The sequence below is a fragment of the Streptomyces sp. NPDC030862 genome, assembly GCF_055571835.1.
In genome coordinates, this window is record NZ_JBVIEN010000006.1 from 161,427 (window position 1) to 181,165 (window position 19,739).

Annotated in this window: 16 protein-coding genes, 2 tRNA genes and 1 pseudogene; 14 read left to right on the forward strand and 5 right to left on the reverse strand. The window is 71.9% G+C overall.

The genetic code is table 11. The annotated features are described in order from the left end of the window. Nucleotides 1–46 precede the first annotated feature (46 nt). The 11 genes from ACZ42X_RS17915 (at nt 47) to ACZ42X_RS17965 (ending at nt 10,825) form a co-directional block, all read left to right on the forward strand. Nucleotides 47–1,162 carry a TIGR03364 family FAD-dependent oxidoreductase gene (locus tag ACZ42X_RS17915; RefSeq protein ID WP_468290510.1) on the forward strand — a complete coding sequence of 372 codons (1,116 nt, stop codon included), beginning with the start codon at nt 47–49 and terminating at the stop codon, nt 1,160–1,162. 2 nt (nt 1,163–1,164) lie between these two features. Beyond that, complete coding sequence (locus ACZ42X_RS17920; protein WP_468290513.1) at nt 1,165–1,857, forward strand: phosphonatase-like hydrolase; 693 nt, start codon at nt 1,165–1,167, stop codon at nt 1,855–1,857. After that, nucleotides 1,854–2,936 (forward strand): ABC transporter ATP-binding protein, encoded by a 1,083-nt coding sequence (locus tag ACZ42X_RS17925; protein ID WP_468290516.1) that lies wholly within the window; start codon nt 1,854–1,856, stop codon nt 2,934–2,936. Before ACZ42X_RS17920 ends, ACZ42X_RS17925 begins: the two co-directional genes overlap by 4 nt. Nucleotides 2,937–2,949: 13 nt before the next feature. After that, nucleotides 2,950–3,813: a 2-aminoethylphosphonate ABC transporter permease subunit gene (locus ACZ42X_RS17930; RefSeq protein WP_468291200.1), complete on the forward strand. Its 864-nt coding sequence runs from the start codon at nt 2,950–2,952 to the stop codon at nt 3,811–3,813. After that, a complete protein-coding gene (locus ACZ42X_RS17935; RefSeq protein WP_468290519.1) occupies nt 3,794–4,591 on the forward strand; it encodes an ABC transporter permease in 798 nt (265 codons plus the stop codon). The genes ACZ42X_RS17930 and ACZ42X_RS17935 overlap by 20 nt, the downstream gene beginning before the upstream one ends. Before the next feature lie 26 nt (nt 4,592–4,617). Then, the gene (locus ACZ42X_RS17940; RefSeq protein WP_468290522.1) at nt 4,618–5,685 is read left to right on the forward strand and encodes a 2-aminoethylphosphonate ABC transporter substrate-binding protein; all 1,068 of its coding nucleotides are present in this window, start codon (nt 4,618–4,620) and stop codon (nt 5,683–5,685) included. Nucleotides 5,686–5,816: 131 nt separating this feature from the next. Further along, on the forward strand, nt 5,817–7,346 hold the full coding sequence (locus tag ACZ42X_RS17945) for an alkaline phosphatase family protein (RefSeq protein WP_468290525.1): 1,530 nt from the start codon (nt 5,817–5,819) through the stop codon (nt 7,344–7,346). Nucleotides 7,347–7,428: 82 nt separating this feature from the next. Then, the gene (locus ACZ42X_RS17950) at nt 7,429–8,208 is read left to right on the forward strand and encodes an HAD-IIA family hydrolase (RefSeq protein ID WP_468290528.1); all 780 of its coding nucleotides are present in this window, start codon (nt 7,429–7,431) and stop codon (nt 8,206–8,208) included. Between the two features lie 123 nt (nt 8,209–8,331). Then, a complete protein-coding gene (locus ACZ42X_RS17955) occupies nt 8,332–8,976 on the forward strand; it encodes a hypothetical protein (protein WP_468290531.1) in 645 nt (214 codons plus the stop codon). Nucleotides 8,977–8,981: 5 nt separating this feature from the next. Beyond that, entirely contained in the window at nt 8,982–9,656 is a 675-nt protein-coding gene (locus tag ACZ42X_RS17960; RefSeq protein ID WP_468290534.1) for a class F sortase, read from the forward strand. A gap of 146 nt (nt 9,657–9,802) precedes the next feature. Next, nucleotides 9,803–10,825 carry a glycoside hydrolase family 6 protein gene (locus tag ACZ42X_RS17965; protein ID WP_468290537.1) on the forward strand — a complete coding sequence of 341 codons (1,023 nt, stop codon included), beginning with the start codon at nt 9,803–9,805 and terminating at the stop codon, nt 10,823–10,825. Nucleotides 10,826–10,889: 64 nt separating this feature from the next. Here the strand turns inward: ACZ42X_RS17965 and glxA are convergent, their stop codons facing one another. The 3 genes from glxA to ACZ42X_RS17980 form a co-directional block, all read right to left on the reverse strand. Further along, complete coding sequence (glxA, locus tag ACZ42X_RS17970; RefSeq protein ID WP_468290539.1) at nt 10,890–12,842, reverse strand: radical copper oxidase GlxA; 1,953 nt, start codon at nt 12,840–12,842, stop codon at nt 10,890–10,892. Continuing rightward, nucleotides 12,839–14,776 (reverse strand): glycosyltransferase family 2 protein, encoded by a 1,938-nt coding sequence (locus tag ACZ42X_RS17975; protein ID WP_468290542.1) that lies wholly within the window; start codon nt 14,774–14,776, stop codon nt 12,839–12,841. The genes glxA and ACZ42X_RS17975 overlap by 4 nt, the downstream gene beginning before the upstream one ends. A gap of 404 nt (nt 14,777–15,180) precedes the next feature. Then, nucleotides 15,181–15,254 (reverse strand) — tRNA-Lys (locus ACZ42X_RS17980). 164 nt (nt 15,255–15,418) lie between these two features. Between ACZ42X_RS17980 and ACZ42X_RS17985 the strand changes: the two genes are divergently transcribed. The 3 genes and pseudogenes from ACZ42X_RS17985 (at nt 15,419) to ACZ42X_RS17995 (ending at nt 18,737) form a co-directional block, all read left to right on the forward strand. Continuing rightward, complete coding sequence (locus ACZ42X_RS17985; RefSeq protein ID WP_468290545.1) at nt 15,419–16,753, forward strand: peptidoglycan-binding protein; 1,335 nt, start codon at nt 15,419–15,421, stop codon at nt 16,751–16,753. Between the two features lie 93 nt (nt 16,754–16,846). Further along, nucleotides 16,847–18,028, forward strand: a pseudogene (locus ACZ42X_RS17990) (SPFH domain-containing protein); the annotation flags it as partial. 115 nt (nt 18,029–18,143) lie between these two features. Beyond that, nucleotides 18,144–18,737 (forward strand): lytic polysaccharide monooxygenase auxiliary activity family 9 protein, encoded by a 594-nt coding sequence (locus ACZ42X_RS17995; RefSeq protein ID WP_468290548.1) that lies wholly within the window; start codon nt 18,144–18,146, stop codon nt 18,735–18,737. Between the two features lie 69 nt (nt 18,738–18,806). Here the strand turns inward: ACZ42X_RS17995 and ACZ42X_RS18000 are convergent. Further along, a tRNA-Lys gene (locus ACZ42X_RS18000) sits at nt 18,807–18,880 on the reverse strand. Nucleotides 18,881–18,965: 85 nt separating this feature from the next. Continuing rightward, a complete protein-coding gene (locus ACZ42X_RS18005) occupies nt 18,966–19,724 on the reverse strand; it encodes an IclR family transcriptional regulator (protein ID WP_356645255.1) in 759 nt (252 codons plus the stop codon). Nucleotides 19,725–19,739 lie beyond the last annotated feature (15 nt).

Genomic DNA, 19,739 nt, shown 5'->3' on the forward strand with positions numbered 1-19,739 from the left:
CGGACCGATCCGCGCGCGCCACCCGCCGCCACGAGCGTTTCCGTCCGTGAGAGTCATCGTCGTAGGAGCCGGCGTGGTGGGCACCATGCACGCCTGGCACGCAGTGGAGCGCGGCCACGAGGTCGTACAGATCGAGCGCGAGACCGAGGCCCGGGGCGCCTCCCTCCGCAACTTCGGCCAGATCTGGGTCAGTGGCCGCGCGGGCGGTGAGGAGCTGGAAACCGCCCTGCGCGCCCGCACGTTGTGGGAGGCCATCGGCGCCCGCGTGCCCGCGCTCGGTTTCCGGGCCATCGGCTCGCTGACCCCCGTCCGTACCGACCCGGAGCTCGCCGTCGCCGAGGCGGCGGTCGCCCGTCCCGACGCCGCCGCCCGCGGGTACCGGCTCGTCACCCCCGCCGAGGCCCGCGCCCTCAACCCCGCCCTGCGCGGCGACTTCACCGCCGCCCTGTGGTGCGAACGCGACGCGGCCGTCGAACCGCGCACCGCGCAACCCGCCCTCCGCGAAGCCCTGTACGCGTCCGGGCGCTACACCTTCCTCCCCGGGCGGGAGGTCCGCGAGGTCGTCGGCGAGAACGCCGTGCGCGATGACCACGGCGACGTCCACCGGGGCGACGCCGTCGTCCTGTGCACCGGCGCCTGGCTCGGCGGGCTCGTCCGCGAGGTCGCGGGCGCCGACCTCCCCGTACGCCGCGTACGCCTCCAGATGATGCAGACCGACCCCCTCGGCGAGCCGCTCACCACCTCCGTCGCCGACGCCGACTCCTTCCGCTACTACCCGGCGTACGCCTCCGAGGCCCTGGAGGCGGCACAGCCGCAGGAGCCCGTCGCCGCCGCGCACCGCATGCAGCTGCTGATGGTCCAGCGCCTCGACGGAGGGCTGACCATCGGCGACACGCACGAGTACGAGCACCCCTTCGCCTTCGACACCCTCGAAGACCCCTACGAGCACCTCGCCCGGGTCGTCGAGTCCTTCCTCGGCCGGCCGCTGCCGAGGATCCGCCGCCGCTGGGCCGGGGTGTACGCGCAGTGCACCGACACCCGCCGCGTCGTCCACCGCCAGCGGGTGCGCGAGGGCGTGTGGCTGGTGACCGGCCCCGGAGGGCGCGGGATGACGTGCTCGCCCGCCATCGCCGAGACGACCGCGAACGAACTGGGCTGGTGACCATGGCAGTACGAAGGGCAGGAATCGAACTCGTCGTCCTCGACATGGCCGGCACCACCGTCGCCGACGGCGGCCTGGTGGAGGAGGCGTTCGCCGCGGCCGCCCGCCACCTCGGCGAGGAACCGGCCGCGGCCATGCTGGACCACGTCCGCGCCACCATGGGCGAGTCCAAGATCTCCGTCTTCCGCCACCTCTTCGGCGACGAGACGCGTGCCCAAGCCGCCAACCGCGCCTTCGAGGAGGCGTACGGGGAGCTGGTCGCGGACGGCCGGATCGCGCCGCTGCCCGGTGCCGCCGACGCCATCGGGCGGCTGCGGGCGGAGGGCCGCACGGTGGTCCTCACCACCGGGTTCGCGCGCGTCACGCAGGACGCCATCCTCGACGCGCTCGGCTGGCGCGACCTCGTCGAGCTGACGCTCTGCCCCGCCGACACGCCCGGCGGGCGCGGGCGCCCGTACCCCGACATGGTGCTGGCCGCCCTGCTGCGTACCGGCGCGGCGGACGGCGTCCAGGGCGTCGCGGTCGCCGGCGACACCTCGTACGACATGCTCAGCGGCGTACGGGCCGGGGCGCGGGTCGTCGCGGGCGTGCTGACGGGCGCGCACGGCGCCGACGCGCTGCGGGCGGCGGGCGCCACGCACGTCCTCGGTTCGGTCGCCGAACTGCCGGAGCTCCTGGCGCGGGTGGAGTCATGACCCGGGGCGGTACCCGCAGCGGCATCCGTTTCGACCGGGTCTCCGTCGCGTACGGCGGGAACGTCGTCCTCGACTCCCTCGACCTCACCGTCGAGCCCGGTGAGGTCATGGCGCTGCTCGGCCCGTCCGGCTCCGGCAAGACCACCGCGCTGCGGGCGGTCGCCGGGTTCGTCCGGCCGGTGGCGGGACGGGTGTTCCTCGGCGACCGGGACGTCACGGCGCTGCCGCCGTACCGGCGCGGCATCGGGATGGTCGTCCAGCAGTACGCGCTCTTCCCGCACCTGAAGGTGGCCGACAACGTCGCCTTCGGGCTGCGCGCGCAGAAGGTGGTGAAGGGCGATATCCCCGGGCGGGTCGCCGAGGCGCTGGGGATGACCGGCATGGGCGCGTACGCCGGGCGCTACCCGCGCGAGCTGTCCGGCGGGCAGCAGCAGCGCGTCGCGATCGCGCGGGCGCTCGCCATCCGCCCGGGCGTGCTGCTCCTCGACGAGCCGCTGTCCGCGCTCGACGCGCAGCTGCGCTCGGGGATGCTCGCGGAACTGGCGCGGCTGCACCGGGAGCTGCCGGACGTGTCGATCCTGTACGTCACGCACGACCAGGTGGAGGCGCTGACGCTGGCGGACCGCATCGCGGTCATGGACCGGGCGCGGCTGCGGGACTGCGGCACGCCGCAGGAGCTGTACCGGCGGCCGCGTACGGAGTTCACGGCGTCGTTCGTCGGCAACGCGAACCTGCTGCCGGTGACCGTCGGCCCGTCCGCCGGGACCGTCGTCTTCGCGGGGCGCGCGCTGGCGGTCCCGACGGGTGAGGCCCGCCCGGGCGCGGGCGCCACGCTGTGCGTACGCCCGCACCTCCTCGGCCTCGGTGAGGGGCCCAACGCCCTGCGCGGCACGCTGGCGGAGGTCCAGTGGCGCGGCTCGACGCACCGTTTGTACGTCGACGTCGCCGGCCACCGCGTGTTGGCGGACGTGCGCGAGCTGCGCGAGCCGAGCGACCTGCCGCCGCTGGGCGCGGAGGTGGCGCTGCACTTCGTCCCGGAGGACGCGGTGCTGCTGCCCGCGGAGGTGGCCGGTGGGTAGCGCAGCTCGCCCGCTGACCGGTGCCCGTGCCGCCCTCGGTGAGGTCGGGAGCCCGCAGCCCCAGGGCGGGCGGCGCGCACCCGCGTGGCTCTGGAGCCTTCCTCCTCTCCTCGCCCTCGGGGTGGTGTTCCTCTACCCTCTCGCCCTCGTCGTGCAGGAGTCCCTCGCCCCCGGCGCGTACGCCGACGTCCTCACCTCGCGGGCCTTCCGGGAGGCGCTGGGGACCACCGTGTGGCTGGCCGTCGGGGCGACCGTCGGGTGCCTGGTCCTCGGGTTCGCGCTCGCGCTCGCCATCGCGTTCGTGCCGTTTCCCGGAGGGCGGGCCGTCGCCAAGTTCATCGACGTCTTCCTCTCCTTCCCCTCCTTCCTCATCACGCTCGCCCTCCTCTTCCTCTACGGCACCGTCGGCATCGCCAACGGCCTGTGGACCGACGTCACCGGGGCCGCCGAGGGGCCGTTCCGGTTCCTGGCGACGCCGTGGGGGGTGCTGCTCGCCGAGGTCACGTACTTCACGCCGTTCGTCATGCGGCCGCTCCTCGCCGCGTTCTCGCAGCTCGACACCGCGCAGCTGGAGGCGGCGTCCTCGCTGGGCGCCCGCCCGGCGCGGATCGTGCGGCAGGTGATCCTGCCCGAGGCGCTGCCCGCGCTCGCCGCCGGCGGGAGCCTCGTCCTCGTCATGTGCCTGAACGAGTTCGGCATCGTCCTGTTCACCGGCGCCAAGGGCGTGACGACCCTGCCCATGCTGGTCTACGGCAAGGCGATCCTCGAGTCCGACTACCCGGCCGCGTGCGTCGTCGCGGTCGTCAACATCGCGATCTCCGTGGGGCTGTACGCCCTGTACCGGGTGGTGAGCCGTCGTGTTGGTGCACAGCGCTAAGGCCAGGTGGGCCGTCTGGGCGGGCTTCCTCGTCCTCTTCCTGCCGCTCTTCGCCCTCCCTCTCCTCGTCATCCTCGCCGCGTCCTTCGCCACGAACTGGTCCGGCGCCCTGCCCTCCGGACCCACCGCCGAGCACTACGCCTCCGCCGTGCGCGGCGCATCGCTCCAGGCGCTCACCACCAGCCTGGTCACGGCCCTCACCGCGAGCGCCCTCGCGCTCGTCGTCGGGACGTGGGCCGCGCTTGCGGCGCAGGCGCTCGGCAGGCGCGGCCGCCGGACGCTCGACGCGCTGTTCGTGCTGCCGGTCGCCGTCCCGTCCGTCGTCGTCGGCCTCGCCGTCCTCGTCGCGTTCTCGCAACCGCCGCTGCTCCTCAACGGCACCCGCTGGATCGTGATCCTCGCGCACACCGTGCTCGTCACGGCGTTCGCGTACCAGTCCGTCTCCGCCGCCCTCGTACGCCTCGACCCGGTGTACGAGCAGGCCGCCGCGAGCCTCGGCGCCCGGCCCGCGTACGTCCTCCTCCGGATCAAGCTGCCGCTGCTGCTGCCGTCGCTCAACGCCGCCGCCGGACTGTGCTTCGCGCTGTCCATGGGGGAGCTGAGCGCCACGATGATGCTCTACCCGCCGGACTGGCTGCCGCTGCCGGTGCTGATCTTCACGGCCACCGACCGGGGCTCCCTCTTCACGGGCTCGGCGCTCGCGGTCGTCCTCATGGCGACGACGCTGCTCGTCCTGCTCGCCGTCTCCCGCATCCGTACCAAAGCCTCCTACCGCTGACCCGACCGTCAGGAGAGAACGACGTCATGCTTACGTACGCCCCCCGCCCGCTCGCCGCCCTCGCCGGCACCCTCCTCCTCGCCGCCGGCCTCACCGCCTGCGGCTCCGGCTCCGGCTCCGCCGCCTCCGACGAGAAGGTCGTCACCGTCTACAGCGCCGACGGCCTCAAGGGCGAGAAGGGCGACGGCTGGTACGACAAGGTCTTCGCGGACTTCGAGAAGGAGACCGGCATCAAGGTCGAGTACGTCGAGGGCGGCTCCGGCGAGATGGTGCAGCGCGCCCTGCGCGAGAAGCGCAACACCCAGGCCGACGTGCTCGTCACCCTCCCGCCCTTCATCCAGCAGGCCGACTCCAAGGGACTGCTGCAGCGGTACGTGCCGAAGGGCGCCGACCGCGTCCCCGGGTCCGGCAAGGCCGCCGACGGCGCCTGGACCTCCGTCGTCAACAACTACTTCGGCTTCGTCTACAACAAGAAGGAGCTCCCCAAGGCCCCCACCACCTGGGAGGAGCTCCTCGGCGCGGCGTACAAGGACAAGCTCCAGTACTCCACGCCCGGCGTCGCGGGCGACGGCACCGCCGTCGTCATCAAGGCCATGCACGACTTCGGCGGCAAGGAGCCGGCCATGGAGTACCTGGGGAAGCTCCAGGTCAACAACGTCGGCCCGTCCTCCTCCACCTCCAAGCTCGCCCCCAAGGTCGACAAGGGCGAGCTCCTCGTCGCCAACGGCGACGTCCAGATGAACTTCGCGCAGGCCGCGTCCATGCCGAACCTCGGCATCTGGTTCCCGGCCCGGCAGGGGAAGAAGCCCACCACCTTCGCCCTCCCGTACGCCGCCGGGCTGGTCAAGGACGCCCCGCACGCCGACAACGGCAAAAAGCTCCTCGACTTCATGCTCGGCGAGCGGGCGCAGCGCCAGGTCAGTGCGGTCGGCGGCGGCTTCCCGGCCCGTGCGGACGTCAAGCCCACCGACGCCAACGCCGTCGCACTCGCCCGGCTGATGGAGGGCGTCGACGTCTTCGAGCCCGACTGGGCGGACATCGACGCGAACCTGAAGACGTACGTCGACGCCTGGAAGACCGCGACGGGCGGCTAAGCCGAAGCCAACCGTTCACCGCACGTATCTGGTGCCCCGCAAGAGGTCGCGGAAGGATAACGGGTACGGACCAACACCCCTGGAAAACCAGGGGTGTTGGCGTGCCCGCGCATCCCCGATGGAGGTCCCCGATGCCCCACACCGGCATGTCCCGCCGTACCGTGCTCGCCGCAGCGGCGGCCGGAGCCGCCACGGCGGCCGTCGCCGCCACCCCGGCCGCCGCCGCGCCGACGCTCCCGAACGGCACCAGCCAGGACAAGGTCCTCGTCGTCGGCATGGACGGGCTTCGGCACGACAGGATCGACGCCGCCAGCGCCCCGCACCTGAAGTCGATGATGGCGAACGGCACCTACGGCCTGTCGCTGCTGTACGCGAACCCCATGGCCGCCACCTCCTCGGGGCCCGGCTGGTCGACCATCTCCACCGGCGTCTGGCCCGACAAGCACGGCGTCAAGGACAACACCTTCACCGGCAAGAACTACGGGCGGTACCCCGGCTTCCTCGCCCGCCTCGCCCAGGTGCGGCCCGCCCTCTCCACGTACGCCGCCGTCGACTGGAAGGCGCTGGACACCCAGGGCACCGTCACGCCCGGCGCCGACGCCAAGCTGGTCCTCGACGGCGACCGCGACGGCTACGCCGCCCACGACGCCGCCATCACCGCCGAGACGGAGTCGGTCCTCCGCAACCAGAACCCCGACGTCCTGTTCGTCTACCTCGGCAACACCGACGCCGTCGCCCACGGCAGCGGCACCGGCCAGAAGTACCTCGACGCCATCGCCGTCCAGGACGCCCAGCTCGGGCGGATGCTCGCCGCCATCAAGGCCCGCCCCACGTACGCCTCCGAGCGCTGGACCGTCATCGTCACCACCGACCACGGCCACGTCGACGCGGGCGGCCACGGCGGCAGCTCCATCGAGGAGCGGCGCACCTTCGTCCTCGCCACCGGCCCCGGCATCGCCGCCGGCGCCCGCCCGCTCGACACCCGGCTCGTGGACGTCGCCGCCACCGTCTTCCACCAGCTCGGCATCGTCCCCGACCCGGCGTGGGGCCTGGACGGCAAGCCGATCCAGCAGCGCTCGACCGACCCCTTCGACACCCTCCAGTCCGCCCTGACGCAGCGCGTCGACGAGACCGGCATCCCCGCCGGGGTCCTCGGCTTCACGCACACCCCGCCCAGCGGCTGGTCCGTCATCAACAACGCCATGGGCACCGGCGGCGTGACCGAGTGGCGCGGCTGGTCCTTCGCGACGGACGAGTTCTGGTCCCGCACGCAAGCCGGCCAGCAGCGCGAGCTCAACATCCGGGCCCGCGGCGTCTTCGCGGTCGCCGACTCCGACGAGTGGGCCGACAAGACCTTCTCCGGCACGTACGACTCGACGCTGGTCACCCCCGCGTACGGCGTCGGCGGCAAGACGAAGGTCACGCTGGACTTCACCACGCTCTACCGGCAGGAGGGCGGCCAGACCGCCGAGGTGCTGGCCTCCTTCAACGGCGGGACGCCGACCCTCGTGAAGAGCTACACCTCCGACGTGATCTCCCAGCCCCAGTCCCTCACCGTCGCCGTCCCCTCCGGCGCGTCCAGCGTCAGCTTCCGGTTCCGTTACACCGGCTCCAACAACTGGTACTGGACGATCGACGGGGTGAAGATCACCTCATCCTGATTACCCTGGGGGCGTCGCCACAGTGCCGTCGCGGCGCCCACCAGCACCCACGCACGACTTGCACGGCAGGAGTCCCGCAACCATGGCAGAGCGCAAGCCGATCGAATCCTGGCTCACCGACATGGACGGCGTCCTCATCCACGAGGGCGTCCCCATCCCCGGCGCCGACGCGTTCATCAAGAAGCTGCGGGACACCGACAGGCCCTTCCTGGTCCTCACCAACAACTCCATCTACACCGCCCGCGACCTGCACGCCCGGCTCTTCCGCATGGGTCTGGACGTGCCCGTGGAGAACATCTGGACCTCGGCCCTCGCCACCGCCCAGTTCCTCGACGACCAGCGGCCGGGCGGCACGGCGTACGTCATCGGCGAGGCGGGGCTCACCACCGCGCTGCACGACATCGGGTACATCCTCACCGACCACGACCCGGACTACGTCGTCCTCGGCGAGACCCGCACGTACAGCTTCGAGGCCCTCACCAAGGCGATCCGGCTCATCAACGGCGGCGCCCGCTTCATCTGCACCAACCCCGACGAGACCGGCCCCTCCGCCGAGGGCCCGCTGCCCGCCACCGGGGCGGTCGCGGCGCTCATCACCAAGGCGACCGGCAAGGACCCGTACTTCGCGGGCAAGCCGAACCCGCTGATGATGCGGACCGGGCTCAACGCCATCGGCGCGCACTCCGAGACCAGCGCCATGATCGGCGACCGCATGGACACGGACGTGCTGGCCGGTCTGGAGGCGGGCATGGAGACGTTCCTGGTGCTGACCGGCCTGACCACCCCGGCCGACGTCGACCGCTACCCCTTCCGGCCGTCCACCGTCGTCGACTCGATCGCCGATCTGGTCGAGCGCATCTGACCGGATCCGCCCGCGTCACCGCAGGTCAGAGCGGTGATTGCGCCGAATGGCCGCCCCTCGCAGTCCCCTGGAGATGCGAAAAGTCCCAACAGGAGTGAATCTTCGAGTACCAGGAGGTTCACGATGCGTTCAGGACTGCTTGCTCTCCGTGCCGCAGGGGCGGCCACCGTACTGGCGCCCGTGCTGGTGCTCGCACCGGCCGCCGGCCTCGCGCACGCGGGGGAGGAGGAACCGGGCGGACACCACAAGGTGACGGCCCTGGTCCTCCCGGCCATCGCCGCCCCGGGCGCCGACGTCGAGGTCCGCGTCACCGGCTGCAAGCGCGACCACGGCCACGCCAGGTCCAAGGCGTTCCTCACCGACGCGCCGCTCTCCGCCCCCGACGGCAAGGGCGCGCCCCTGCGCGGCGCCACCGCGGTCAAGCCCCAGATCTCCCCTGGTACGTACGACGTCACCGTGCACTGTGACGGCCGCGACCACCACGCCGTCGGCACCGTCCACGTCATGCTCCCCGCGCCGGCCACCCCCACCGCACCCGTACGGGCCGGGGGCGGTGGCGCGGCCGCGCTCGCCGCCGACCCCGCCCAGGCCCCGAGCGTCGCCGACGCCGTCACCGGAGCCGACGCCGGCGAGGGCGGGCCCGGCACCCCGCACACCGTGATCGGCCTCGTCCTCGCGGGCGCGGCGGCCGTCGCCGTGGCGTTCCGCAGCGCCCGCCTGCGCCGCCGCCGGCGTACCGGCGTGGGTACGGGCCCGGGCGCGGACTGACGGCCATGGCGTCGACCCCGGACCGCCCGGCCGGCTCCGGGCGACTGCTCACCGGCGTGGCCTGGGCCCTGCTCCTCCTCGGCCTGTGGCTCTGGGGCAAGGGCATAGCCGACGGCCCGGGCGGCCTGTCCGCCCCCACCACCGGCGACGTGGCCGCCGTCGGCCGCCCCCTCGGCGTACCGCTGCCGCCCGCGCACCCGCCGCTGGAGCCGGCCGGGCCGACGCGGCTGGAGGTGGAGTCGCTGGGCATCGCCGCGCCGGTCGTCGCGCGGGGCCTCGACAGCAGCGGTGCGATAGACCCGCCGCCGTACGAGACACCGCGGACCGTCGGCTGGTTCGGCGCCGGCAGCGAGCCCGGCACGGACGGAGCGGCCCTCTTCACCGGCCATGTCGACACGGAGACCGAACCCGCCGTCTTCTACGGGCTGAGCTCGGCCCGCCCCGGCGAACGGGTCCGGGTGACCCGGACCGACGGCTCGGTCGCCGAGTTCACCATCGAGGACGTGCAGGTCGTCGCCCGCGACGAGTTCGACCCCCGGAAGGTGTACGGGCAGCGGCGCCCGGGCCGCGCCGAGCTGCGGCTGATCACCTGCGGCGGCACCTTCGACCGCGCCTCGGGCGCCTACACGGCGAACGTCGTCGTCTCCGCGTACCTCACGGGCGTGACCGGGCCCCGCTGATCCGGCCCCGCTGATTCGGTCCGCCGATCCGGGGCACACTGATCCGCGACCGGCCCGTGTGTCAGGATGGATTCGACCGGGCTTGTCCGGGGCGGGGCGCCTGGGGGGTGGCCCCGACGACACGACAGTGCACCAAAGGGGAGTGGATGTACGGCAGTTGCACCGGTCGTGCGCGCCTGGGCGCGGCCGCGGTGGGGGCGGTCGCGGCGCTGCTGCTGGCGGGGTGTTCCTCCTCGGACGGCGGTGGGCGGTCGCAGGGACCGGCGCCGGGGATCGGCCAGCAGCCCAAGGAGGTCTCCCCGTTCTGGGTCAATCCGGAGGGGAAGGCGGCCCAGGCGTTCGCCAGCCGGGTGCGCGACGGGGACACGGAGAACGCCGAGCTGATCAAGAAGATCGCCGCCCAGCCGATGGGCCAGTGGGTGGGCGCCGAGAACCCGGAGGCGGAGGCCCGCGGCTACACGGAAGCCGCCGCCAAGGCCGACCGGGACGCCGTCCTCGTCCTCTACAACATCCCCCACCGCGACTGCGGCCAGCACTCCGCGGGCGGCGCCGCCGACGGCAACGCGTACCGCGACTGGCTCGACAAGGTCGCCAAGGGCATCGGCGACCGCCCGGCGACGGTGATCCTGGAGCCGGACGCCGTGATGCACATGGTGGACAACTGCACCGACGGGCGCTACCACGAGGAGCGGTACGACCTCCTGCGCGGTGCCGTCCAGCGGCTGAAGCAGCAGCCCCGCACCAAGGTGTACCTGGACGCGGGCAACGCGGGCTGGGGCAAGCCCGACCAGATCTTCGAGCCGCTGAAGCGCGCGGGCGTCGGGCAGGCCGACGGCTTCGCGGTGAACGTCGCCAACTTCCAGACCACCGAGGCGAGCAAGGAGTACGGCCGGAAGGTCTCGGCGAACGTCGGCGGCAAGCACTTCGTCATCGACACCAGCCGCAACGGCAACGGGCCCTACACCGACGGCGACCCCACCGAGCGCTGGTGCAACCCGCCGGGCCGCGCGCTGGGCGAGACGCCCACCACCGAGACCGGTGACCCGCTGGTCGACGCGTACCTGTGGATCAAGCGCCCCGGCGAGTCGGACGGCGACTGCAAGGGCGGCCCGAAGGCGGGCGACTGGTTCCCCGAGTACGCCCTCGAACTGGCCCGCAACACGAAGTAGGACCGCGCACGCGAAGGGCCCCGGCAACCGCCGGGGCCCTTCGGCTCAACGCACCGCGACCCGCTTACGGCACCTCGACCCAGACCGCCTCCGACGGCGTGCCCTTGTCGTCCGTGACGAAGAGCATGTACCAGCCGGAGGGCACCAGGGCGCGGTTCTTCGGCACCGTCACCTCGATGCCGTCCGCCGTCTTCTCCACCTCCAGTGCGATCGAGCGCTGGTCGACGTCCGTCACGTGCGTGACCGCGCTCGGCCGCATCAGCTTCGCCGTCTTGATCTTCGCGGCGTCCGGCGTCTTGAAGACCCCGCTCTCGCCGCGCTTGATCGACTCCGGCCCCGAGGTGACCTTCGGCCGCGCGTCCCGGTACAGGTAGGGCGGGGTGTAGATCTCGATGCGCTGCTCGAAGACACCCGGCTTGGTGTTGGCGGCGTCGGCGAAGAGCGAGTCCGACCCGAAGATCATCACGCGGCCGTCGGGCAGCAGCACGGACCCGGAGTGGTAGTTGCGGCCCACCGCCGGGTCGGCGACGCGCTTGTACTGGCCGGTCTTCGGGTCGTACGTACGCGCCTGGAGGATGTTGGAGCCGCTGCGGCCCCGGTAGTCCTCGGAACCGCCGGTCACCAGCACGGTGTCGTCCGGGAGCAGCGAGGCGCTCGGGTAGCGGGTGCCCTTCTCCAGCGTGGCGCCGTCCTTGAAGCGCGGGTTCGGGTCCTTCAGGTCGACCAGGCGGGACTTCTCGCTGGACTCCTGGGACTCGCCGACCCCGCCGCCGCCGATGACCATGAACTTCTGGTCCTGCGCGGGCGGCAGCATGACCGTCGCCGAGGTCTCCATCTTGTCGGGGTCGCTCAGGCCCGGGATCTTGTCGAACTCGTTGGTCTCCAGGTCCCAGACGCCCGGTTCACGGCCGACGTCGGCGGGGCCGTACCCGGCGTTGGAGCCGGAGTAGAAGAGCTTGCCGTTGTCCATCAGGAAGATCGCCGGGTAGGTCGGGAAGCGGCGCTCGATCCCGGTGTACTCCCACGTCTTCTTCTTCGGGTCGTAGATCTCGTCCTTGCCGGGGACGATCTGCCCGATCTCGTCGAGGCCGGAGAGGGCGAGGACCTTGCCGTCCTTCAGGGTGGTCAGCGTGGGGTACCAGCGGGCCTCGTTCATCGGGTCGACCTTGATGTACTTCTCGGCGACCGGGTCGAACTCGAAGGCGTCCTTGATGCCCTGGAAGTCCTTCTTGTCGAGGGCGAGCTTCTGCGCCATGCCGTAGACGTTGCGGGCGTCCTTGCCCTTCAGGCCCTCGATCTTGTAGTTGTCCTCGGTGCCGGTCTCGAACTCCTTGCCGGACTTCTCGGCCTCGACGTAGATCCGGCCCAGGCCCGGCTCGGTGCGCAGGAAGGCGCCCGTGGCCGGGTCGAAGACCTTCTTCGCCTTCTCCACCAGGATCGGGTCCTTGGAGACGAAGGTCTTGCCGTTGGCCTTGCCGGTGAACTCGGTGCCCGCGGGCAGCGTGATCGGCTTGTCCGGGTCCTCGTTGTGGACGATCATCAGGCCGCCGGCCTTGGTGACGTCGCCCTTCAGCTTCTCGTACCGCTTGGTGCCGCCCGCGACCAGCAGCTTCCCGTCGGGCAGCTGGGTGTGCCCGGCGCAGAACATGTCCTTGGGGGTGGGGATCTTCTTGAACGTGTTCGTCTTCGGGTCCCACAGGACCGACTCGAACTTGTTCGCGTCGAAGTTCTTCTGGTTGTTGCCGGAGCCGGCGATGAGCAGCACCTTGCCGGTGTGCAGCAGCGCCGCGTGGATGGTGTTGATCCGGAACTCGGAGGGGACGTCGAGGAAGTCCCAGTGGCCGTTGGCGGCCTTGTACTCCGGCTTGTTGATCGTGTAGTCGTGGTACTTCTCCGAGCCGTACCGGTAGAGGGCCGGCCCGTTGAACCCGGCGACCACCGCGACCACCGCCGTGCCTATCAGGATGCGACGGGCGCGGTTCTTCCGGTGGTTTGGCCGGACGGGCAGGCTGCTCATTTGTTACGTCCCCCAAGGGCGATCTGCATGGTGTCGTTCTGCTCGGCCCAGCTCGGCCTGGCCTGCGGCGCGTGGTCCACGGCGGGCGCGGGCGGCTGCGGCGGGCGGCCCCCGCCGGCGTGCCGGGCGGGGCGGCGCTTCTTCTCCTGGCGCAGCATGTGCCGCCAGACGAAGATCGGCAACGCGGTGATCAGCGTCGCGAACGACGCCCAGACGACCATCGCGGGGTGGGAGTTCCCGAGGACGAAACCGGCGACGATGGAGGCGACGAAGATCCCGATGAAGTACCAGTGGTACCGGAAGGTCCCGAACCACCGGTCCGGGCTCGCCGAGTCACCCTTCGGGGTGACGACGAACTTGCTCTTGCGACGGAGGGCCGAGTCGATCAGTGCCTTGGCGTAGAGCGGCGCGGACAGCGCGGACATGACCATGCCGGCCACACCGCCGGATCCCTCCGGCTCGTGCGGGGAGACGTTGTGGCGGCGGTTCCAGACGTACAGGCCGATCTGGAGCGCGGAGGCGTTGCCGTAGAGCATCAGCCACACGGTCGGGTCGATGTTCACGCCCGAGGCGCCCAGGCCCAGGAAGAGCGCGCAGCTCAGCGCCGCCAGGATCCAGTTCAGCGCGGACATCGGGTAGAAGATGATCATCATCGTGTAGTTGAAGAGCTTGCCCGCCGGCAGCGTGCCGAAGCCCTTCCAGTACTGCGTGAGGATCGTCTCGTACGTACCGCGCGACCAGCGCATCTGCTGGGTGAAGAAGTCCGTCCAGGCGCTGGGGCCCTCGCCGACCGCGAGCACGTCCGGGGTGTAGACGGAGCGCCACTTGCGGCCCGTGGCCGGGTTCTTGTGGCGGTGGATTTCGAAGCCGGTCGCCATGTCCTCGGTGATCGAGTCGTACAGGCCGCCGATCTGCTTCAGCGCCTTGATGCGCACGGCGTTCGACGTGCCGACGAACATGGGCGCGCCGTAGCGGTTGCCGGCGCGCTGGATCAGCGCGTGGAAGAGGAACTGCTGCGACTCGGCGGCCTTGGTGACGAAGTTGTCGTAGTTGCCGTAGACCTGCGGGCCGATGACGAAGCCGACGTCCGGGTCGCGGAAGAAGCCGAGCATGCGCTCCAGGTAGTTCGGCAGCGGCACGTGGTCGGTGTCGACGGAGGCGAAGAAGTCGTAGTTGTCGCCGTGCGCGTCCAGCCAGGCGTTGTAGTTGCCGTGCTTGGTCTTGGCGCGGTGGGGGCCGGAGGGCTGGTTCCACTTCGCGATGCCCTTGCGGGAGAAGTGGTGCACGCCCAGGCGCTCGCAGACGGCCTTGACCTCGGGGTCGTTGCCCTCGTCCAGCAGCCAGACGTGCATGAGCCCGCGGTGGCGGATCCGCACCGCGGCCTCCAGCGTCTTCGTCACCATCTCCAGGGGCTCCTTGCCCGGCACGAAGGAGGTGAGGAAGGCGACGCGGGTGCCGGTCTCCGGCACGACGGGTATGGGGTCACGGGCGACGAGCGTCGCGTGCGCGTTCGACAAGACGTTCATGCAGCGGAAGAGCTCGATCAGGCCGATCGAGACGAGCATGACGACGTCGAGGGCCGGCAGCCAGTCGAAGGCCGGGTAGTCGCGCTCCGTCCAGTGCGACGGCTGGAGCAGCCAGACCAGCAGCACCAGCGAGAGCACCGGCGCGGCGGCGAGCATCAGCGCGACCCGGATGCGGTGCGGCTCCTGCGAGATGAGGGACCGGTACTGCACCGTGTACGGCTTGTTGGGGGCCGGCTGGGTGAGCGGCCCGGCGAGCCGGCTGTAGTGCTCGTAGTCGTAGCGCGGCAGTGGCTTCGCGACGGGTCGCTGCCGGGGCCCGCCCCCGGTCCTGAGCCGCGGGGGAACCCGGAGCTGAGTGGTCCGGGATGGGTCGTTGTCCTGCCGGTCGCCGGTCGGCGTCGACGTCATGAGTCTTCCCCCCGCACGCATGCTTGCTGCGTGATTGGTCGTGTTCGTTCCACACCCGGGCCGCGCGCTTCCCTCGGCTTCCCGCGGCCGGCGCCCGGGTGCATCAGTGGCGGGCCGCCGTCTCCTCAGACATGGATTGGAGACCCTCCGGTTGCATGATGCCTGTCCTGTGATCGGCTTGTGAACGGGGCCCCCACCCCGTCGATTCCGTCACCGGGGCACCTGCGGAAAGCCGCTCCCCCAACTGTTCGAACCCGCTGCCCCCTTGGGGGTGTGTCGGGTCCACGCCAGATTCTACGGCCCCCACCCGGAGCGCGAGGATCACCGCAGGGGTCATCGCACGAATGTGGTCACAGGAACGACCGAGGCCCCCTCACCACTGGTGAGAGGGCCTCGGCCTCGCGTGCGCCGCCAGGGACTCGAACCCCGGACCCGCTGATTAAGAGTCAGCTGCTCTAACCAACTGAGCTAGCGGCGCCTGCTGACCTGCATAACTCTACCGGATGTCCGGGAGTGGTCCCGACCATCCGCCCGGCGGCTCGGCCTGTCAGCTGGCCGGTTTTCCTCTTCCTTCAGTCAAAATGCGACATATCTGGATAGTTGCGACACTGGCGCCCGTACCGCAGCGAGGAGAGGATCCGCATGGCCGCCGCCCTGGTCTTCGAGGAGTACGAGCCCGACGCCGACTGCCCGTGCGCGGGCTGCGCCCGGCAGCGCCGTGAGCTGGCCCTCGGGCTCGCCGTGCGCGCCGGCGGCCACCCCGCCGCGCACGGCGCCCGCCGCGCCCTGGTCCTGGCCACCGTGGCGGGGGTGGCCCTGGGTGCGGGCGCCGGCGCCGCGCCGGGGGCCGAGGTCGCGGCCCCCGCGGCCCACCCGCCCCAGCGGTCGGGGGCCACCGGCGCCCTCGCGGGGCGCCACGACCCGGGCCCCGGCACACCGCAGGGCCAGGCAGGGCCCCTGCACGGACGGCCGCGGCCCGGGCCGACGGCGAGTCAGGCGGGCGTGTCCGCCCACACGCTGCGCCGCTCCAGCCGCGCCGAGATCATCAACCGGGCCAAGCTGTGGGTGGCGGCGCAAGTGCCGTACTCGATGGAGAAGTACTGGCACGACGGCTACCGGCAGGACTGCTCCGGCTTCGTCTCGATGGCCTGGGGCCTGCCCGGCAACGAGTGGACGGGCACCCTCGACCGGTACGGCACCCCCATCGACCGCAGCGAGCTCCAGCCCGGCGACATCCTGCTCTTCCACAACCCCGCCGACCCGAACAAGGGCTCGCACGTCACGATCTTCGGCGGCTGGACCGACTACACGCACACGTACTACACCGCCTACGAGCAGGCCCGCCCGCACGCCCGCAAGCAGGCCACGCCGATGGCGTACTGGACCAACTCCAGCCGCTACGTGGCCTACCGCTACAAGGGCCTGAGCGCCCTCCCCGCCTCCGGCAGCCGGGGCACGCCGGTGGCGTACCCCGGCGACGGCTCCTTCGGGCCCGGCGCCGCCAACCGGTACGTGACCCAACTGGGGCGGATGCTCGCGGCGCGCGGCGGCGAGCGGTTCTACCGCTCCGGGCCCGGCCCCCGGTGGGGCGACGCCGACCGCACGGCCACGCGGGCGTTCCAGCGGGCGCAGGGCTGGCGGGGCCGCGAGGCGGACGGGCTGCCCGGGCCGCACACCTGGCGGCTGCTGGTGCGGGGTCAGGGCCGCGACATCCCGGGAGCGGCCCGGAACAGCGGCACGCCCGCCTTCCCCGGGCGCGGCTGGTTCCGGCCGGGCCAGTCGAACCCGTACGTCGAGCAGCTCGGCCGCCAGTTGGTGCGGCGGGGGTTCGGCGCCCACTACCGCACGGGCCCGACCCCGCGCTGGGGCGAGGCCGACCGGCGCAATGTCGAGACGTTCCAGCGGGCGCAGGGCTGGCGGGGCCGCGAGGCGGACGGCTATCCGGGACCGGAGACGTGGCGGCGGCTGTTCCGATGACCGATTCGACGACTCGACGACCCGACGACCAATCGTGACCACGAGGTGTGAGTGATGCAGACGGGGACGCCGGAAAGCGGCGGGCCGCACGTGCGGCGCGTGCCGGTGATCGGCAACGAGACGACCGGGCCCATCCCGGTCCACCTGCTGTTCCGGGACGACGGGGAGGGCGGCGAGGCCGGCGGCGACGGCAGGGAGGCCGGCGCCGAGGGAGCGACCGCGGCGACCGACGCGGCGGTACGGGACGAGGCGCCGCCGCGGCCGCCCGCGGGCTCCGTGCCCGGAGCCGTGTCCGTATGCGTGTCCGTGCCGACTCAGGCACCGGCGCAGACACCGCCTGCCGGCCGGTCGCGGCCCGTGCCGTCCGGCGACCCGCGCCTCGTCGAGCGGCCCGGGCCCGCGCTGCCCGGCTGGGTCGGTGTCGTCGCGGGCGCCGCCGCGCTCGCCGGGTGCGCGGCGGTGCTGTGGTGGGTGGGTGTCGTGCCCCCGGCGCTGACGCTGATGCTGCGGCTGCCGTCCCCTCCGTACCACGGCATCGCCCTCGGCTGGTGGGCGCTGCTCGCGCTCGGGGTGCTGATGACGCTGTTCGCCTTCGGCGGGCTGGGGCGCGGGCGGGTCGGATACGCGTGGGTGCTGACGCTGTTCGGCGACTACCGGGGCAGTGTGCGGCGGACCGGGCTGGTGTGGGTGAGCCCGCTCATGCTGCGCCGCCGGGTCGACGTACGGCTGCGGCACTGGCGCAGCGAGCCGCTGCCGGCCGTCGACGCGAACGGCACCGCGCTGCGGGTGGTGGTGCTGGTGGTGTGGCGCATCCGGGACACGGTGCGGGCGGCGCTCGGGGTCGCGGACCACGAGCAGTACCTGCGCGAGCAGGTGGAGGCGGCGATGGCGCGGGTGCTCTCGCAGCTGCCCGCCGACGCTTTCCATGAGGACGCGCCGACGCTGCGGGACGCGGAGGTGGTGGGGGACGCCCTGACGCGGATGCTGTCGGAGGAGTGCGCGCCGGTCGGCATCGACGTCTTCTCGGCGCAGCCGACGCGGATCGAGTACGCGCCCGAGATCGCGGCCGCGATGCAGCGGCGGCGCATCGCGTCGATCGACGCGAAGCACCGGGACATGGTGCTCACGTCGGTGGTGGACGCGGTGGACGACATGGTCCACCGGCTGACCACGCGTGGTCTGGTCGAGCTGGACGACTACGACCGCAAGGCGCTGGTCAAGGACCTGACGGTGGCGTTCTACACGGGTCGCAGTGGTCCGGTCGAAGCCCCGTGATTGGTATGGACATGTCCAATTGACGTCCCTACATTGGGAGTTGGTCCAGACCAACTCCCGGCTGGATCGCACCACGGCTCATCGAACTTCCCCCACGTTCACCTGGAGCACCAGCATGCGAAACCGCACCCTAGGCGCGGCCGTGGTGGCGCTCGGCGTCGCCGGAGCGTCTCTCCTCGCCACCAGCAGCGCCAGCAGCCACGGCTACACCGACTCACCCATCAGCCGCCAGAAGCTCTGCGCCAACGGCACCGTCACCAACTGCGGTGCCATCCAGTGGGAGCCGCAGTCGGTCGAGGGGCCCAAGGGCTTCCCGTCCGGCGGGCCCGCCGACGGCCGGATATGCGCCGGCGGCAACTCCACCTTCGCCCAGCTCGACGATCCGCGGGGCGGGGCCTGGCCCGCCACCCGGGTGGCCGCCGGTCAGAGCCACACCTTCCGCTGGCAGTTCACGGCTCGGCACCGCACCACCGACTTCAGGTACTACATCACCAGGAACGGCTGGAACTCCAGCGCTCCGCTGACCCGCGCGGCCCTCGATCCGCAGCCGTTCCTCACGGTGCCGTACAACGCCCAGCAGCCGCCGTCCACGCTCTCGCACAGCGGGACGATCCCCAGCGGCAAGACGGGCAGGCACCTCATCCTCGCCGTCTGGACGATCGCCGACACGGGGAACGCCTTCTACGCCTGTTCGGACGTCCAGTTCTGAGCCGCGTGCACGAGCACCGCACAAGCACGAGAAAGCCCCTCGCTCTCGCGAGGGGCTTTCCTTCGTCTGTGCGCCGCCAGGGACTCGAACCCCGGACCCGCTGATTAAGAGTCAGCTGCTCTAACCAACTGAGCTAGCGGCGCCTGCTGACAGAGTTAATACTACCTGGTCCGAGGCGTGCTTCCGTCCGCGAGTGCGTGAGCTGGCTCACATCTGGCGCGTACGGGTTTAAAGCGCCAGCGACAGCACCACCGGGGCCGCCTTGCGGTTCAGCGCGTCGGCCGCCGAGCGCAGCCGGTGCGCGTGCTCGATCGGGAGCGAGAGCGCGAGGCAGCCCACGGCCGACCCGGCGGTCAGCGGAACCGCCGCGCAGACCGTGCCCACGGCGTACTCCTGGAGGTCCAGGACGGGAACGGTCGGCGGCTGGCTGTCGAGCTTGGAGAACAGCACCTTCTCGCTGGTGATGGTGCGCGAGGTGAGCCGCGCGATCTTGTGGCGGGAGAGGTGGTCTCTGCGCCCGTTCACGTCCAGCTGCGTCAGCAGGCACTTGCCGACCGCGCTCGCGTGCGCGGCGGAGCGGAAGTCGACCCACTCGTTGACCTTGGGCGTGTGCGGCCCGTCCGCGACCTGGGTGACCTTGACCTCGCCGTCGATGTACCGGCTGATGTAGACGGCGGCGCCGAGCGAGTCGCGCAGCTCGGTCAGGGTCTCCTGGAGCTTGTTCTGCAGGGCCTCGCGGCGGGTGGCGCCGGAGCCGAGCAGGACGAGGGAGTCGCCCACGACGTACGCGCCGTCGGAGACCTGCTCCACGTACCCCTCGCGGCGCAGCATCAGGAGCATGGGGGCCAGGTGGCCGGTCGGGAGTCCGGTCTCGCGTGCGATCTGGACGTCGGTGACGCCACCGGGATGCCTGGAGATCGTTTCGAGGACGCGCAGGGCGTAGTGCACCGAGTGGAACGGCGCGGTCGGCTCGGGCTTCGGCGCCACGGTTTCCCCCTACCA

Excerpts from the sequence above, each read along its gene's own strand:
- ACZ42X_RS17965 (WP_468290537.1), top strand. The coding sequence starts at position 9,803 with ATGTACGGCAGTTGCACCGGTCGTGCGCGCCTGGGCGCGGCCGCGGTG.
- ACZ42X_RS17985 (WP_468290545.1), top strand. The coding sequence starts at position 15,419 with ATGGCCGCCGCCCTGGTCTTCGAGGAGTACGAGCCCGACGCCGACTGC.
- ACZ42X_RS17940 (WP_468290522.1), top strand. The coding sequence starts at position 4,618 with ATGCTTACGTACGCCCCCCGCCCGCTCGCCGCCCTCGCCGGCACCCTC.
- ACZ42X_RS17945 (WP_468290525.1), top strand. The coding sequence starts at position 5,817 with ATGCCCCACACCGGCATGTCCCGCCGTACCGTGCTCGCCGCAGCGGCG.
- ACZ42X_RS17975 (WP_468290542.1), bottom strand. The coding sequence starts at position 14,776 with ATGACGTCGACGCCGACCGGCGACCGGCAGGACAACGACCCATCCCGG.
- ACZ42X_RS17925 (WP_468290516.1), top strand. The coding sequence starts at position 1,854 with ATGACCCGGGGCGGTACCCGCAGCGGCATCCGTTTCGACCGGGTCTCC.
- ACZ42X_RS17920 (WP_468290513.1), top strand. The coding sequence starts at position 1,165 with ATGGCAGTACGAAGGGCAGGAATCGAACTCGTCGTCCTCGACATGGCC.
- ACZ42X_RS17960 (WP_468290534.1), top strand. The coding sequence starts at position 8,982 with ATGGCGTCGACCCCGGACCGCCCGGCCGGCTCCGGGCGACTGCTCACC.
- ACZ42X_RS17950 (WP_468290528.1), top strand. The coding sequence starts at position 7,429 with ATGGCAGAGCGCAAGCCGATCGAATCCTGGCTCACCGACATGGACGGC.
- glxA (WP_468290539.1), bottom strand. The coding sequence starts at position 12,842 with ATGAGCAGCCTGCCCGTCCGGCCAAACCACCGGAAGAACCGCGCCCGT.
- ACZ42X_RS17955 (WP_468290531.1), top strand. The coding sequence starts at position 8,332 with ATGCGTTCAGGACTGCTTGCTCTCCGTGCCGCAGGGGCGGCCACCGTA.
- ACZ42X_RS17995 (WP_468290548.1), top strand. The coding sequence starts at position 18,144 with ATGCGAAACCGCACCCTAGGCGCGGCCGTGGTGGCGCTCGGCGTCGCC.